Annotated in this window: 14 protein-coding genes and 2 pseudogenes; 10 read left to right on the plus strand and 6 right to left on the minus strand. The window is 36.5% G+C overall.

Going from position 1 to position 17,229, the window contains the following annotated elements; translation table 11 throughout:
- Positions 1 to 85: 85 nt before the first annotated feature.
- Entirely contained in the window at positions 86 to 1,111 is a 1,026-nt protein-coding gene (locus G9Q97_RS06210) for a DUF3800 domain-containing protein (RefSeq protein ID WP_166144224.1), read from the minus strand.
- A 64-nt stretch (positions 1,112 to 1,175) separates the two neighbouring features.
- Positions 1,176 to 1,829 carry a JAB domain-containing protein gene (locus G9Q97_RS06215; RefSeq protein WP_166144225.1) on the minus strand — a complete coding sequence of 218 codons (654 nt, stop codon included), beginning with the start codon at positions 1,827 to 1,829 and terminating at the stop codon, positions 1,176 to 1,178.
- A 542-nt stretch (positions 1,830 to 2,371) separates the two neighbouring features.
- Here G9Q97_RS06215 and G9Q97_RS06220 point away from each other — a divergent pair.
- Complete coding sequence (locus G9Q97_RS06220; protein WP_166144226.1) at positions 2,372 to 3,475, plus strand: sensor histidine kinase; 1,104 nt, start codon at positions 2,372 to 2,374, stop codon at positions 3,473 to 3,475.
- Positions 3,476 to 3,639: 164 nt separating this feature from the next.
- Entirely contained in the window at positions 3,640 to 4,752 is a 1,113-nt protein-coding gene (locus tag G9Q97_RS06225) for a PAS domain-containing protein (protein WP_166144227.1), read from the plus strand.
- A 132-nt stretch (positions 4,753 to 4,884) separates the two neighbouring features.
- Here the strand turns inward: G9Q97_RS06225 and G9Q97_RS06230 are convergent, their stop codons facing one another.
- The 4 genes and pseudogenes from G9Q97_RS06230 to G9Q97_RS06245 all read right to left on the minus strand — a co-directional run bounded on the left by G9Q97_RS06230 (position 4,885) and on the right by G9Q97_RS06245 (position 9,804).
- Positions 4,885 to 5,628 (minus strand): GLPGLI family protein, encoded by a 744-nt coding sequence (locus tag G9Q97_RS06230; RefSeq protein ID WP_166144228.1) that lies wholly within the window; start codon positions 5,626 to 5,628, stop codon positions 4,885 to 4,887.
- 92 nt (positions 5,629 to 5,720) lie between these two features.
- Positions 5,721 to 8,534, minus strand: coding sequence for an outer membrane beta-barrel family protein (locus tag G9Q97_RS06235; protein ID WP_166144229.1), 2,814 nt, complete (start codon positions 8,532 to 8,534; stop codon positions 5,721 to 5,723).
- Between the two features lie 635 nt (positions 8,535 to 9,169).
- Positions 9,170 to 9,260, minus strand: a pseudogene (locus G9Q97_RS25440) (transposase); the annotation flags it as partial.
- A gap of 13 nt (positions 9,261 to 9,273) precedes the next feature.
- On the minus strand, positions 9,274 to 9,804 hold the full coding sequence (locus tag G9Q97_RS06245) for a JAB domain-containing protein (RefSeq protein WP_166144231.1): 531 nt from the start codon (positions 9,802 to 9,804) through the stop codon (positions 9,274 to 9,276).
- A gap of 427 nt (positions 9,805 to 10,231) precedes the next feature.
- Here G9Q97_RS06245 and G9Q97_RS06250 point away from each other — a divergent pair, with 427 nt between their 5' ends.
- From G9Q97_RS06250 to G9Q97_RS06285, 8 genes and pseudogenes are all read left to right on the plus strand, one after another.
- On the plus strand, positions 10,232 to 12,136 hold the full coding sequence (locus G9Q97_RS06250; protein WP_166144233.1) for a sensor histidine kinase: 1,905 nt from the start codon (positions 10,232 to 10,234) through the stop codon (positions 12,134 to 12,136).
- A gap of 74 nt (positions 12,137 to 12,210) precedes the next feature.
- Positions 12,211 to 12,846, plus strand: coding sequence for a response regulator (locus G9Q97_RS06255; protein ID WP_166144235.1), 636 nt, complete (start codon positions 12,211 to 12,213; stop codon positions 12,844 to 12,846).
- A 276-nt stretch (positions 12,847 to 13,122) separates the two neighbouring features.
- Complete coding sequence (locus G9Q97_RS06260) at positions 13,123 to 13,467, plus strand: hypothetical protein (protein ID WP_166144237.1); 345 nt, start codon at positions 13,123 to 13,125, stop codon at positions 13,465 to 13,467.
- The gene (locus G9Q97_RS06265; protein WP_166144239.1) at positions 13,464 to 14,768 is read left to right on the plus strand and encodes a hypothetical protein; all 1,305 of its coding nucleotides are present in this window, start codon (positions 13,464 to 13,466) and stop codon (positions 14,766 to 14,768) included. The genes G9Q97_RS06260 and G9Q97_RS06265 overlap by 4 nt, the downstream gene beginning before the upstream one ends.
- A 451-nt stretch (positions 14,769 to 15,219) precedes the next feature.
- Positions 15,220 to 15,498: a sensor histidine kinase gene (locus G9Q97_RS06270; protein WP_166144241.1), complete on the plus strand. Its 279-nt coding sequence runs from the start codon at positions 15,220 to 15,222 to the stop codon at positions 15,496 to 15,498.
- 177 nt (positions 15,499 to 15,675) lie between these two features.
- Positions 15,676 to 15,882: a response regulator gene (locus G9Q97_RS06275; RefSeq protein WP_166144243.1), complete on the plus strand. Its 207-nt coding sequence runs from the start codon at positions 15,676 to 15,678 to the stop codon at positions 15,880 to 15,882.
- A gap of 164 nt (positions 15,883 to 16,046) precedes the next feature.
- A pseudogene (locus tag G9Q97_RS25365) lies at positions 16,047 to 16,175 on the plus strand (LuxR C-terminal-related transcriptional regulator); the annotation flags it as partial.
- A 534-nt stretch (positions 16,176 to 16,709) separates the two neighbouring features.
- A complete protein-coding gene (locus G9Q97_RS06285) occupies positions 16,710 to 17,186 on the plus strand; it encodes a hypothetical protein (RefSeq protein WP_166144245.1) in 477 nt (158 codons plus the stop codon).
- Positions 17,187 to 17,229: the final 43 nt, after the last annotated feature.

The following is a 17,229-nucleotide window of genomic DNA, read 5'->3' on the forward strand; positions in this document are numbered from 1 at the left end:
CTCAATTAAAAATTGATTTGATTTTTAATTGACATTAAGACCCATTTTTCTTCGTATCCTTATTTGCACCTAGGCGAACTAAATCTTACCGTTGATAATTCATTCTCCATGGATAGCCAGTTTGAGTCTGATATAGTAATTTCTTGCCATTATCCGAAAAAGTCATATACATTACATTTCCTAACAATTTAGGATCAATTTCAGGTTTTTTATTATCAAAAATTCTAAAGTGGTATCTAGCCATAATGAAACTAATGAAATCGGCTAATTCGGAGAGTGGAGTACTGCCAGGTTGAATAAATTTAGGTTCAGGTATTTCAATTCCTTTGGACATAAAAGAAAAAAATAATGTATTTTGAGTATTTATAAAAATATCTTTAGCCCATTTTTGAATAATAATATCTGAATCTGATTTTTTTTCTGCATCGAAGAAAATTATGGGTTGTCCACCCAATTTGGTCATCTGATGTACCACTGTAGACATCAATAACACATAGGCCTCATTTCGAATATATTCAGAAAATCCAACTTTTGGATTTCTTGTACCTGGAATTCCGGGTAACGCTATATTAGCTTTAAATAGCTTATCCCCCATATAATCAAACAATTGCGAAACCTGATTAATTAAATCCATTACATGATCGAAATTCCAATTTTCAAAGGCAACGATCTTCTTCCTTTGTTGGCCTGACCATAAATTTTTCATATGTATTTTCCAACTAGTGGGCGGTAATTCTGGTTGTAGTTTTTTCTTTATGTCAATGAGTAATTTCTCAATTTCACCTAAAAACGGTTCAGAAGCACCCACTACCGAATAACAATATACCATTCCACTTTTTCCAATTGGCCTGTAAGCTTCATCACCAAATAAATGAACTCTCGACTTAAGGTCAGATGTGGGAATTTCTATTGAACTTTTTTCACCACAATTTGAACAGGGAACAAATGATGCACTTCTACCCCAGTAGCCACCATCCTTATCATTATATCTGCCAAGCATAGGCCCTCCTCTATCCTCCAACCAATTTGGCTTAAAATCGACACCACATCCTTTACAGTTTAATCTAATTCTATCTAATTCGTGAGGAATGAATTTTAAACTGGGCTCCATACAAATACTTTTGATTCAATTTAAAAGAAATAACTTAAAACTTCTAATTTAAGGAAATGAAGACCTATATAAGGCCTTCATCTGCAAAACTAAGGTAGGAAGCATCTGTAAATATCAAATGATCCAGAACCGGTATTTCCAGGCTTTTTCCGACTTCTATCAGCCGCTGTGTAAGCCTCTTGTCCGATTCGGAAGGGGTGAGATTCCCTGAAGGGTGATTATGCACCAGGATCAATCCTGAGGCAAGGTAATCCAAGGCCTTTTTGAAGATCAACTTGGGATCTGCCAGGGTACCGTGGGTTCCTCCTGAACTGATCTTATGGAGTTTGACCACCTGGTTATTCCGGTTTAATAAGATGATGTAAAAGTGTTCTACGACTTCGTCAAAAAGGTAAGGCTTCATATTATTGTACACATCCTGGGAACAGTTGATTTTGATTCTTTTATCCGGATGTTCAACCATTCGTCTTCTTCCCAGTTCAAAGGAAGTTACCAGTGCGGTGGCCCGAGTATATCCGATGCCCTCTATTTTGAGCCATTTTTCCATGTCCCATTTGGCGAGTTCCGAAAGCCTGTTATCTGCCAGTTTAAGGATCTCCCGGGCTTTGTCTACCCCGATATTGGCAATGGCAGCGATGATATGGTAGTCTGTCATGGCGGATTTTCCCTGGTTGTACAGTATCTCCGTGGGTTCTGATAATAGATTAAAAGATTTCATAATGTGCTTACCGACTTTAAAACTCCTGGCACTGGAGGGCTAAATGAATGATAAGCCCATCCCATGGGGAGTTTTTCACTAAGCACAAGGAGGAACGGAATAAAGCATCTCAGTCAATCAGATCCTATTATGCCGTAGTTCCTTGGAATATTTCAGACAGTCAATCCGGATGCATGTGAAAAAATAGCCCATAAATTGGTGCGTCATTGATTTGGGCATTTATTCCGAAAAAAAAATTAATGTCCACTTTTGATATTTCCTTACAATTGAATAATCGTCCAAATAATAACTGAATTTAAGAACAACGATTTCGTTTTGAACCTTTCCACCACTCTTGAGACTTAGAATTTACATTAATTTTTATTTTTTTCCCTGTATAAAGAATAGAGATAACTAATTCATTTTTAGGCTTTAAATTCATTTTTTTAAACTACAACTAGTTATTCTTGCTTTAAAACATGTCCTATTGAGCCTATATTTTGGAACAATATTTGTAAAAAAATTAAAAATTGTTTTGATTTTTTTTACCAAACCAATGCCAAATGGACAGCAAGCATCAGGACACAAATAATACCGAACTTATCGCCAATAATGAGGAATTAGAAAATTATTTTAGAAACACGGTGATACCCCAGTTGTTTGTGGATGGCAATTTGATCCTTAGGAAATTTACCCCGCCAGCCATGAAACAGTTCCAACTGTCTAGCGGGGATCTGGGAAAACATATAAGTGAATTGACGGTCCAAATAAGGTTTCCCACCATTATACAGAACATTCTTGAAGTAATTGAAACCAACAAGGATATGGAAAAAGAGATCCAGACGATGGACCATAGTTGGTATCAAATGAACATTCTCCCTTATGTCATCCGGAAAAGCAATCAAACCAACGGTGTGATTATTACTTTTGTGGATATTACCTCTAGGATTGAGACCCTGAACCAATATGAAAAGCTCAATCTGGAATATCAAAACATCATATTTGCCCTTTCTCACGACTTAAAAGGGCCCATTCATAATATTAAAGGTCTAATTGGCCTTTTAAAAGAGGTGAAGGAAAATGACAAGGAAGAGACCAATTCTCTTTTGGATTCAATGGGAAAGTCTATTGGAAAGCTGTTAAAAACCATTGAAGATCTTACCGAATCTACAAAGAAAAAAACCGGATTTGCGGAGACATCGGAAAGAGTCAATATTCAAAATATAGTAGAGGATGTATTGGTAGGTTTAGGAGATAAAATAAGTAGATCCAAGGCAAAAATTCACACTGAATTCCAAGTTTCCGAATTGAAATTTTCAAGAAAAAACATCAGAAGTATAGTTTATAATCTTTTAGGTAATGCCATAAAGTTCAGCGAAAAAATTGGTCAACCCGAAGTTTGGATTAAAACCCAAAACCTAGGAACCTATATTCTGTTAACTGTAAAAGACAACGGGCCGGGGATAGATAAGGGAAAACAAAAGGCAATCTTTAACCCCCATACCAGATTAGACCAGGAGGTGGAAGGTACGGGATTGGGACTTTTTATTGTAAAAAGAATGGTAGAGGACCTTGGGGGTAAAGTCGAAGTAGAAAGTGTGTTTGGAGAGGGTTCTATTTTTAGGGTGTATTTTAAACAGGAGACAATCCACCAAAAGTTAAATTAAGATTATTTTATTCCATTATTAAAAATGACCAAATTTTCGCATTGGTAAGAAAGCAAATCTAACATTAATCATATTATTAAAAATATTTTTTATTTTTAATTTTTTTACTAAATTAGTTTTTTTTAGTTAATAAATAGCATATTTCACATAATCCTGAGAACTGAATGGAAAAGGAAAGAAATCGCTTATCTGATTTGCTTAATTATAGAATTTTAGATACACCTCCGGAAGAAGAATTGGATGACTTAGCCCAATTAACAAGTGCAGTATGTGATACACCCGTTTCAATTATTTCCTTTATTGATGAGAAAAGACAATGGTACAAGGCAAAAGTCGGTGTTGAAATCACAGAGGTAGATATCAAAAAATCCTTCTGTCGATATACATTGAATAATCCCCATGATCTTCTTATCGTTGAAGATCCTTTTGCAGATAACAGATTTTGTAATAATCCAAATGTAACGGGGAAAAACGGGATTAAATTTTATGCTGCTGCGCCTTTGGTATCGAAAGATGAGAATGTTATTGGTACGGTGTGTGCCATTGATTTTATTTCAAAAAAAATCAGTGAAAAACAAAAATTAGCCCTTAAAATAATTTCTAAAAAAGTAATGCAATACCTTGAAATTCGTAAAAAACTAAATGACCAGGAACTGGAATTAGATTTAAGTGCAAAGAGATTGAAAAAATTAACCGACCTTGCCCCCGGGGCGATTTTTAAATTTTCGGCGGATGATTCGGGAAATATGGAATTTATTTTTTTAAGTGACGGCATAAATAATCTGGTTAAAAAAATTAGTATTGATGACATCAAAAAGGAACCGAAATTAATAATTGACATCATTCATCCTGAAGACAAAGGTCTATTTATCCAGTCATTTCAGGAGTCTTTTGAAAAAATCATTCCGTTGGACATAGAATATCGAATAATGGCCTCTGAAAGGTCGATAATGTGGCACTGGTTGAAAGCAAATCCGGAGAAAAAAGGTAATGGTGTGGTGGTTTGGTATGGGACGATTCAAAATATAACACAAAAGAAAAAGCATCTTGAAACGCTTGAACAAATGTTATTTGATTTATCACATGTCATTCGAAAACCAACCGCAAATATTTTAGGTTGCATTGATGCTTTAAAAAAAGGGGATGGGAGTGATAAAGAAACGAAAGAGATGATAGCACTTATCCAAAATCAAACCAATGACCTGGAGTCTTTTATCCGAAATTTAAATTCAGATTATTTCAATTTGAAAAGCGCTTTGAAAAAAAAGTGGAATTAATTGATACGAAGAAGGTCCCTGAAAACAAATCTTCTTTGGTTAATTATTTCTCCTGTTGGTAAAATGATATTCCTTGAAAGAAGCAGATAATTAACCTACTTACTTTCCGCCTTTGTACTTGCTACAGCCTTCTCAATATCTTATTTCCCACATCCAAGCTCGTCTGCTTTCGATAGAAGACTGTATAAACTCTTGGACCATATCCTGATATTTAGCGCCCGATACTTCTCTCCCTTTCATTTTTTTTGGCAGGGTGATGATTTCTTCAGGTTCTCCAAAAGTGATTTTCTCGGCTTCCACGATGAGCATGCCGTCATTGATGTCATAAGCCAAAATCAAACCTGGAAGCCCGAATTGCTCCTCTGGGCCCGTTGGGACCGGAATATCTGAGGCGAACCAAGCAGTAATCTTTTGGCCTTTAATGCTGTCTTCATAAACAGCTTTCATACACATGTGTCCCAGAATATCTCGTATTTCGTTCATTACCCTCCATTTTGGAGCATTTAGGCTGTCACGTACAATGTAAGTTTTGCCCATTTGATCCATGTATTTCAGGTAAGTCTGGTTTTCTAAATTGTTTTCAATGAAATAGTCTTCTACTTGCCAGGAGTAGCTTTGGACTTGATAGGGTTCTCCGAAAGTATAGAGACTTTTTTCTGGCCAAAACTGAAGTTTCATCCGAGTACTGTAGCCATCAGAATTACTCCAAGTGAGTAGGATTCTATCCTTTTCCTGCTCGGTAATGTGAGGCAGGCTGGAGTAGATTTTATCATAGAATATGCGGTATCGGTATTCTACCTCACCTACCATATTCTGGGCTTTTAGTCCTGTGGAAATTAATAATAGGATAAGGATCTTTAGGTATTTTAATTTCATTGTTTTATTGATTTAAGAATTGGCTGAATTAAGAAACTGGCCTTCTGATGATTTTGCGACTGTAGAACTTCCCCACTTTACAACTTACTCTGCTATCTATATTTTTTCACTTCTACTCCCCGCAAATTATAAGTCACTCCAAGTAGGAAATACCTAGAAAGCGTTTCAATCCTTCCAGTGGAAACGTAATTTTGGCCTGCATTCTGGCTGATGGTTTGATTTTGCTTGAAGATGTCGTAGGCAGAAAGCCTGACTTCCCATTTTTTAGCCTTGCCGAGTAGTTTATAGACGAATGCATTGAGGATAGGTACTTCCTGATCAAATCCAAAACTTTCGTTTTCATATCGGTTGTAGTTGAATTTCACATCTAAGTAAAAATCTTTGGGAAATGTTATGTTCATATTACTATAAGCACTCCAATTTATTATGTCCTGGTTTTGTGAGGGGTTCTGTTCGTATTTGGTTTTGCTAAGTCGGTAAGATGACCCGGTATATATGCTGAGCCATTCTAAAGGTGTCAGATTTAAATTCACCCCAAAGTTATGGCTAAAAGTATTGGTCTCTGTCTCGACTGAGTTGATGAGGGATAGGCTTTTAGAATAGGAGGGATTTGCAGATAAGTAGGCGGTAGCCTTGGTTTTTACGATGGGAAAACCAAAACCCAGATATGGGTTATAACGCTGCCCCCCGGAAACATTTCCTGCCTTGTAGGTAGTGACAAAGGTTTCCGGGTCTATGGTTTGATTTTGAACTACTTGATTCTGATAGAATGTTGAATTGAATGAAAACCGCAAATTTATAAATGTGGCAGGATCATACATGCTATATCCTGTATTGAAAGAATGGGATACTTCAGGCTCTAGATCAGGATTTCCTTCACGTATATACAATGGATTAGATATGTCCTTGAATGGCTGTAGGTCTGTGATATTTGGGGGATTGACGCCCATGGTATAGCCTGCGTTGATACGCTTGTTCCCTTTCATTGTTTTCGAGTAAATCACATTAGGGGTGAAATTGAGGTAGCTCTTGTTCACCCGGCCTAATACCTCACTATCTTTTACGACTGAAAATTGTCCATTTAATCGATAGTTGGAAGCGGCTAAACCCACGCTTAAGTTAGACCCTTTGTTGGCATATCGGATGCTAGAACCAAATCTGTTGTAGGTAATGGTATTGTCAAAAAATCGACTGAGGTCCGGATTTAGCTCTCGGGTGTCGCTTGATTCCACATCGTATACTTGTCGGTCTGTTTCGCTCTGTGACTGGCTGAAATTGTAGAAAGTCTCCCAGAAAAATATTTTTTTGATTGGTTCGACAAAGAGTAGGCTTGACTTTATCAAGTTAGAGCCATTCAGTGCCTGGTTCAATTGATCCAAGTTTCGAAAATAGGTATTTGGGTCTGTTGAATTCATGAGATCTACGACGGATTTTTGAATACCATTTTGGTCTGCCTTACTATACGTATCACTGATACTGGCAGCAAAGTTTCTTCCATTTTTTTTGAATTTATGCCTATAAATAGCAGTGCCTTGAAAGGCCCCTGACCATTTATCCGATTGGTTGTTCCTATCCATTTGGCTTTGCTCCGTGCTACTGCGAATCAGCTCTTGATGGCTGGCCAAATATGTAGTAAGTGAACTTAGCCTTCCTTTTGCGTTAATGGTGATGGTGTTGGCGCTGTCTAATTCGTTTTGAAAACGAAGGTTTACCCGATGGTGACCTGCCATGTTATTTTGTGAGCTTTGGTCAGTGGAAGTGAAGGATGTATTGTCCTGCAAGAAATTTGTCCTGCTATTGAAACTCTCTAGCGCTTGATCACTGCGGCTATAGAAGTAGTTGCTATTAAAATCCTTCTTATCCTTCAGGTAGTTATAATTGACGCCTATGGCCTGGTTGTTGGAGAAGCCAGAGTTGAGGTTATTGAAGGGGATTTCGAAGGATTCTTCGTTATCCCCACCTGAAAACGAAATATAGTTTCCACCGCTACCATTAAAACCAAAGTCCCCAGTGTCCCCAAACTGGAAAGCACTACTCCCTTTAAACTCCTGAAGGTCATCCCAGCTCAGACCGGATTGGTTGACATTATTGCCATAACCGATCACCGAAAATTGATTTACTTTGTCAAATTTATTGAATGAGGCATTTGCAGACCATCTTCCGTCTGTACCCAGTGCTGCAGAAAGCTTACCAAAACCTCCTTTCCTGGCTTCCTCCTTCAGTTCAACGTTTAAGGTTTTTTCCTTCACTCCATCTTCCACGCCTGTTAGCTTTGATTGTTCTGACTTGTCATCGAATAGCTGAAGCTTGCTTACTGACTCTGCATTCAAATTTTGGGTGGCCATTTTTGTGTTACCCCCAAAAAAGCGCCTTCCGTCCACTGTTACTTTCTGTACTTGTTCCCCTTGTGCAACTATATTTCCATCCTTGTCGATTTGTATACCGGGCAGCTTGCGGAGCAATTCTTCCAGGGTCGCTCCAGGGGGCACTTTGAATTTGCTTGCATCATATTCAAGTGTGTCACCCCGCATCATCAACGGCGCTTTGGCGGCTTTCACTACTACCTCATAGAGTTCCTGTAAGATTGGCATCAACTGAATCTCATCAACTTCCAAGTCACCTGTTTCGGGAAGAACCAGTTCCTTTTGTTTGGGAAGGTAGCCCGTATAGGTGGCTTTGATGAGCAGCGGTTGTCTATCTACGTTTTTGAATTGGTACTCCCCATCTTTATTGGTCAGGGTGTATTCCACCAAGGCCGAGTCTTTTGGGCTAAGAAGTAACACAGAGGTGTAATCCAGCGGCATATTCGTGGTATCTTTCACCACTCCCCGAATAGTAAGTTTGGATTGGGCATAGGAGGCAAATGTGAAGAAGGCCAGAAGAAGGCATGAAATGAGTAATTTCATTTTTTTTGAAGTTTATGTTTTAAAGAATAATTTCTTTGACTAAAAACTATCAGACCATTTATCACTATCAGTTCAACTTTACAGGTTTAACTGGTAGAGTCAGAAGCCTGGCTCAGGATTGAGAGCGCTGATTATGAATCCAGCTAAAAAAGTTGACGATGAGCGAATTTTAATTTTTCCAACTCTTAATCGACTTTCTTAAATATTACTCTTGAGCTTCAAATTCTAATAGTATATGCCCCTTCACTTCTCTTCTTCGTATAGTTATCTTTTTAAACAAATCAAAAATCCCTTCTTTCAAGTAGTGCCATTCAACAAAAAATCGGCAAATACTGAAATATTATATTAGTGACTTTCTTTCTACTACTACAATTATAGTAATAATTCAGCTAATAGCATCAAATTAATTTGTTAATTAATGTTATTAAAGTGAAGAGCTATGGAAATAATTCTAATTTAAAAAGTGACAAACACCCCTAAATAATAGGTGAATTTTCTAAAAATCGATTTCACTCTAGTGGAAAAGAGAAATACCGGTTATTTTTCTTCCATTATCAATCAGTGCAATTAATCCAAACTTACTTATGGGGAAGCCTGCATTTCCAACTCCTGATGGATCAGTGGAAGGCTTAGTGGTTTGGCGTAGCTTGCCAATATCCCCAAGTGACGGATCCGTACCATTCCTCTGGGTAAAATGCGCATAGAAAACCTTTTGATAAATTCGAGCCAGAGGTTAATCTTAATCACTTTCCATAATCATACGCTTCACATAATGCACCAGGATCAATCCCGAGGCAAGGTAGTCCAATGCTTTTTTGAAGATCAACTTGGGATCCGCCAAAGTACCGTGGGTTCCTCCTGAACTGATCTTATGGAGTTTGACCACCTGGTTATTCCGGTTCAACAACACGATGTAAAAGTGCTCAACCACTTCATCGAAGAGATACGGTTTCATACAATTGTACACATCTTGTGAACAGTTGATTTTGATTTTCTTAACCGGCTGTTCAAACATTCGTCTTCTTCCCAGTTCAAAGGAAGTTACCAGTGCGGTGGCCCGAGAATATCCGATGCCCTCTATTTTGAGCCATTTTTCCATGTCCCATTTGGCGAGTTCCGAAAGCCTGTTATCTGCCAGTTTAAGGATCTCCCGGGCTTTGTCTACCCCGATATTGGCAATGGCAGCGATGATATGGTAGTCTGTCATGGCGGATTTCCCCTGGTTGTACAGTATCTCTGTGGGTTCTGATAATAGATTAAAAAATTTCATAATGTGATTACCGACTTTAAATTTCCTGGCACTGGAGGGCTAAATGAATAATGCGCGGGGGAGTTTTTCACTAAGCACAAGGAAGAACGGAATAAAGCATCTCAGTCGGTCACCTCCTATTATGCCGTAGTTCCTTGGTATATTTCAGCAAGCCAATCCGGATGCATGTGAAAAAATAGCCCATAACTTGGTGCGTCATTGATTTGGGCAATATTTACCGGTATTCAATTTTAAATGAATCCATACGTATTGTTTAGTAATTAGAAACGTGCTTTCAATCGCAATGAATATTTTTTTTCAGAATTTGATTTTATAATCAAAATAATGTGGATTAAAATAATTAAATTGTAGGTGGAATTAGTTTTTAATTTTAACTGTAATTTTTATAAAAACCAATTGGCCGATTTTTAAATTTATACCACTGATTTTGCTCATTGTAGGGCTCATAGGTATTGGTAGCTGGTGGTTAACTAACCAGCGAAGGGGAAGAAGCATTACCACTGAACAACCGGCCGTAACTGTTTATCAACTCTTTCAATTGGCTGATCCCAATTCCCAGTTGACCTTTCAGGAAGTTCTTGAATTACCAATAACTGAATGGCAGGAAGTGTCTGCAGTGAATTTTGGCTATAATGGTGGTGCAGGGTGGGCCTATGTTCGGGTAAAAAGCAATATCAATCGACCCATATTAATGGAAATGCAGACCCATTTTATAGATTCAGTGAAAGTATGGCTATTGGATGAAGAGGGAATAAGTATTGATATTGCCTCTGGAAGGGATATCAGATCATTTATTGACAACTATATCTCCGCAAATCATCGGTATATTTTGACCGACCTTCCCATGAAAAAGAACCACTCCTATTCTATATTCATTCGTGGTGAAACTATTCCTGGCTTTCCTGTTAAATACCAGGTCAAGTTCTGGGATGGACCAGGATTTCTCAAGTACTTCGAGGCAACCAATTGGAGATGGGGAGTATTTACCGGACTAATGTTAACGGTACTTTTTATTTCCCTTGCTTGCTTTACGATCCACCAAAATGAAATTTACTTTTATTTTTCAGCCTATATAATATGTTTTTCCCTACATGCCTTATTAATTGATGGCTGGGGGATATTTCTCAATACTTCTTTATACCAATATATAAACCCTATACAAATTGGACATATCCTGAATTTGAGTATTTGCTTTTTCATGCTATTTAGCCGAAGATTTCTGGTGATTCCTCACCAGTCTGCGAATTGGTGGCTGAGGATTAGTCCATGGTGGCTTTACCTGGTCATAACCATTTGTATATTTCTCGTTAATCATGGATTTACCCATTCCAATTCCTTTTTTATCAGAACTGGTTATGGACTTGGGTTTGTAGTGGTATTATCTATTGTTGCTATTTGGGTGGGCTATTTAGTGGACGCCATCCAACGTGAATTTTTTCCTGTCTGGCTTTTGATAGCTTCCCAGCTTTTTTTAATCATTTTCTTTTTCAAAAATATAATCCTGGTCAATTTAAATGCAGTTCTTCTCCCAATAACTGATATGTTGCTGTTAAAGACGGCATTGACGGCGCAAATATATTTCATTGCCTTGGCATGGATTTATCGTCAAAAAATGTTGGTAGATTCTCAGGAAAAACTAAGAACCGATAATTTAACGCAGCATAAAGCAGTGTATGAAGCTGAGCACCGCTGGCAGGAATTACAGATTAAAAACTTAAAAATAGAAAATGCGGCACATGAACAACGGGAACGATTGGCAAGGGACCTGCATGACGGCATCGGATCCCAACTTACCCATATTGTTTCCCGTCTGGATATCCTTTCCATTCCCACATCTCCTCAACAAACCCAGCTCCTCCGTTTAAGGGATTTTACACGGGACACCAATCAAAATCTTCGTGAAACAATATGGATTTTAAATCAGGAAGAAGTTACCTGTTCAGAATTTGCCCTGCGGCTGCACAGCTTTTTGCTTAATCTCTGGGAAGACCAGGAATATCCGAATCTGACATGGCATTGTTCAAAAATAAATGATAAAGCTATCCTTTCGCCAGTGGTTGCCATGCACCTGATGCGACTAACTCAGGAGGCTATTGTCAATAGTATCAAACATGCCAAAGCTGATGAGATACAGGTTGAACTGGGTGTTTATCCACCTAATTTGATGCTGACCATAAAAGACGATGGCGCAGGATTCAGTGGAGAGCATGCGTCAGGTGGTTTTGGACTGAAATATATGCGAAAAAGGGCTGCGGAAATGGGGGGATGTCTGAATCTAAAATCAGAAAAAACCGGAACACAGATACAAGTAACAATTCCGGTATCTGCCTAATAATTACGCTATTTGCCGTATTGATTACTGATTTTCAAAATTTTACATTTACAATCACCTTCTTCCTATTCATAATGATAAAAATCGGAATCGTTGAGGACAATGCCCAGCTAGCCAAAGATATTCAGGACAAGCTAGCTTTGGGAGAGGATATGACGGTTCTCTGGGAGGAAAAGGATGGGGCAACAGCGCTAAAGGCATTGGATAAGGGAGAAATTCCCGATGTAATTTTAATGGATATTACCATGCCGGTGATGGATGGTATTGAGGCAACGAGGTTAGCCAAAGAAAAATATCCCAACCTGAAAATCTTAATGCTGACGGTGATGGACGATGAAAAGAAGCTTTTTGAGGCCTTAAAAGCAGGCGCATCTGGCTATCTCCTCAAAGAAGTTAAGCCCCATCTTCTGATCAACGCCATAGACGATGTGCTGGAAGGAGGACTACCACTTTCCCCCTCATTGGCAAGCATGGCCTTGAATTATCTAAAAAGTAAACCGAAAGTCCAGGAAAACCTACCTCCTGAAATGGAGAAATTAAGTAAAAGGGAACAAGAGGTACTTCAATGGCTAAAGAAAGGGATGTCAGTACGGCAAATTGGGGAACAGTTGTTTATATCCGATAAAACGGTAAGGAAGCATTTGGAGCATATTTATGAGAAGTTGCAGGTGCATTCAGGTAGGGAGGCGATTGTGAAGGGTGGTTTATAAATATGTTTTGCTTTTTATAAAATGAGTTTAAAATTAGATAGGAATAACTCTTACAGAAGAATGCTAAAAATTTAATATATTAAACAATGTTAATGAAGGTATCTTTCTTTATTACTGTATCGAACAAAATTTATTTCTTAATTAACAGAGACCTTTACGGTAATATATGTAATACCTTGAAGCCGAAGAAAATAAATCTGGAAACCAAAGTTTAAAACAGGCAAAATAATCCCCTTCACCCTTTTTGGAGTTAAATGTAAAATTAATTTTATATAAATGAACGTAAATGTAAAATATAAGCTAACAATAGATGCTACCGTGAATGTAGATCATCTCAAATTTGCCACAAAAGGAATAAACAAATGGCAAGACCATACTTCAGAAGGTTATGAAGGAAGATTGGAAAGACTTCCTGCAGATGCAGACCTTGACATTGACTTATTGATGACTGGACCAGCAGGAAAATGGAAACTTGAGGTTTACGTAAGAATATTAAATTATTATGGAAATGAAATAGATAAATATAGACCTTTAAATGATAACGGAACATCGTTATTTACAAACGACATAAGTATCAAAAATAGTTTATTAGGGAGTTTCTTAATTAATTGGCAAGGGTGAAAAAATATATTTATATTATAATTATTAGTTTTTCCCCAGTATTATCATGGGGACAAATATTAAATCAAGATGCTAATGGAAAAAGCTCTATTGTTTGGCAAGGAAGTTCGCTTAATATTGACATAGGTGAAACTTTGATCAAGATCAATCACTTCGATCGGTCTAATAAGGTTTACAAAGCGCATGAAATATTATATGGATTTGACTTACAGGCTAAGAATGAAGGAGGGATGGGAAACCTTTTTCAAGAAGGTGAATTCACTCCTAACGCAAATTTTTCAAGTATAATTGGGCTACGTAAAGTTTATTATAAGCATAATGAATTTTCTGAAGAAGAAAGGCGGTTACAAAATCAGAAATTTAAATTGGCACCTTTAGCTTTTAGCGAGTATCAGGAACTTATAAGATCTAATATTAAAGGGTGTACTATAAATGGAATTGAATCTCCAAGTTCTAAAAAATTAAGAGATAGATTAGATTTATTGACAACGCTGGGTTGGTTTCAGCTCGAAAATAAAATTATTGAGTCAATTATTTCTATAGATGAAAAAGACACTTGTAAATCAAAACTTGAGTCTGAAGTGTTATTATTAGCCGAAAGTGTTAAGAATAATTTGAATATTCAAAAGATGATACAAATTGATTTGGATGTAAGGACCATTCAGAAAGAAAATAGAGTAGCTTTTGTAAGTAATAAGATGAAGTTATTTTATTTTAGACCAAGTCTTAGTGCATTAGAATTTAAATATGACAGAGGCAATGATTCACAAGATTTTAGTGCAAGATTTATTGACACACTTCAAATTGGTTATACTTTAGAAGTAGGCATGACTGTGCAAAATAAACTAAATTATTATGGGATAAATTTAGGATATTCATTTTTAAATAATTTTTTGAACCTAGACCATACAACTTTTAGATACTCAGAAAGAGACTCTTCAATAACATCTGGAGCACTAACTCGTGATGAAACATTTAAGGCATATAGTGGAAATTACGGCACATTCGGAAACATTATTCTAAATTTGGATTATTTACGAATGTTTAAGTTAGGACCAAGTCAATATATCTTATTGGGGCCTTATTTAAGACAAAATTTCTCTTTTAATAGAGAATTATTTGATCATTATTCAGTCTTTGGAATACATATGAATTATCTGAATGGAAAATCGGGTAAATTCTTGGGTGGAGTTTATGTTCAGTCAGACGATATTTCTGGTAGGCTTAATCCTAACTTTACAAAAACCATTCGTTTTGGTTTGATAACACGGTTAAATCTAGGATCAGTATTTGGACTTTAAAAATTGGTGGCTTGATAAAAAGTATAAAAAAGTGAGTATCACATAAAACTGTGTAAGTTCCTATCTTGTTTTTACTGAAAACAGATTAAAACTTTGAAATTTTCATGGTGATTATAATAAATCCCCTTGAAATTTGAGGAGGTATCGGAAGGGCTTATATTCTGAGTGAAAACAATTTTCTCACATTTATCCAAAGATTATTTCCCGCCTGGACCTACTTTCACTTACTCCCAATACACAGCAAAGCAAATTATTGAGATTAAGAGATTTTACCCGGGATACCAACGAAAACCGTCGGTAAATCATTTGGGTCCTTGACCAGAAAGAAATTTCTTGTTCTGAATTTGTCTTTAGACTAAATGGTTTCCTGCACAACCTCTGGGATGAACAGGGTTACCCTCAATTAGCCTGGGAATGCTCAAACAATACCGAAGACCTTATAATACCACCCATGGTTGCCACGTATCTCTTCAGGATAGCCCAGGAGGCTATTGCCAATGTCATCAAACATTCCGGCGCAACAAAAATAACTGTGCATCTGGATTATAGTTTTCAGCATATTTTACTGACCATTGAAGACGACGGAATAGGTTTTAATCCTAAGCTTACCTCTTCTGGATTTGGATTGCAATTTATGAAAAAAAGGGCTGAGGAAACGAATGGATCCCTGAATTTAAAATCAGGGAACTGTGGAACGGGGCTTCAGGTAAATATTCGTGTATCCGAGTGAAAAATACGCCATTTGACGTATTGATCGCTGATCCCCATTATGGTACATTTGACATAGCCAAATAATTTCTCCCACCAAAATAATGATAAAGTTCGGACTCGCTGAGGACAATGCCCAACTTGGACAGGATATCCGGGACACGTTGGCTTTGGCAGAAGGGTAACTTTAATTTGGGAATTGCGGGACGGTGCGTTTGCCTTAAAAGCCTTAGAACAGAAATTACCTGATGTGGTATTAATGGACGTTGCCATGCCTGGCATGGATGGCATTGAAGCCACCCAATTAGCTAAAATAAAATATCCTGACCTAAAAATCCTAATGCTAACTGTAATGTATGGTGAAAAAAAGCTCTTTGAAGCCATAAAAGCCGGGGCATCTGGATAATTACTGAAAGAAGTAAAACCGCTTCTTCTGTTCAATGCCATAGACGATGTATTGGAAGGTGAACTAACGCTTTCCCCGTCATTAACAAGAAGACATTAAATTATGTAAAAATTAAACCGAAAGTCCAATAAAAACTTTCTCCAAGAAATGAGAAACTAAGTAAAAGGGAGAAGGAAGCACTGTATTGGCTAAAGAAAGGGGTGTCAGTGCAACAGATCGGTGAGCAGTTGTTCATATTGGATAAAACGGTTAGAAAACACCTAAAGCATAAATTCAATCTGAAGAAAAATTAAAAATTAGGAAATATATGATTTGTATTTTACCTATTTTCATTAGATATCCTTATTGGATCGAAAATTTAAAAATTATCAAAGAAATTATTTAGTAGAAGATAATTCAATCAGATGTATTAAAAATACAATCGTTTATAGATAGAAAGATTCTAGCGAATGAGGGGTTGAACAATTATAGATGCAATACGTCAGGAAATTTAGGAAACTTAAGAAAATTTAAATTTGAAAAATTTAAATTTCTACTATACGTTAATTCTTACACACGAGGAAATAATATTTTGATTTTTATATTCATATCAATATTATTTTAAATGATAATAGTGGGTTAAGAAAGTAAAAAGTAAAGGATATAAAATTGATGCGAAATACTAAATTTTCAAAAAATAGATATCAAGTTATCCAACTTATCAAATTCTTCCAAAATCCTATACCATAAACATGTTTTTCCAACAGGTGCAAAGGATCAGGGGTTGAGAATTTATTAAGATTTAAAAAGACACATAAAAATAAAACCACAAAATAAATCCCTCCTCAATGATTAGGAAAAAATACGGAATTATATATTCTATCTTTTTATTAACAAATATATTTATTTCTTGTGCCACAAAAATAACATTTATTGGCACATTAACGGATACGGAATTTGAAAAAATTCCAATAATATTTAAAATATCAAAGCCAGACGGAGCTTTTCAGATTGTACAGTTAGATGAAAATAGTTATATGTGGCTAGCTACAAATGGAATGATACCAGATGAAATTAAATATGGAAATTTTTTTACGAATGAAAACATTCAAGAGCTAACAGGTAGAATAGAACAACCAAAAAAAGAGGTAGAGTATTATGAACAGGACAACTATCGAGTGGTTCAACTGATTTCATCTGGTACTCCTTGGGATTACTTATATTTGTATGAAGAATTTAAAAAAATAAAAAATGCCAACACTCTAAAATTTTCTGCATCAAAAGAATCAAATAAAATTGTTTATTTATTTTCATACAAAAAGTAAAAATTTATCATTTTAATTGGCTGGTGATTATATTACTCCTACT

It is taken from the genome of Cyclobacterium plantarum (assembly GCF_011290685.1).
Lineage (GTDB): Bacteria > Bacteroidota > Bacteroidia > Cytophagales > Cyclobacteriaceae > Cyclobacterium > Cyclobacterium plantarum.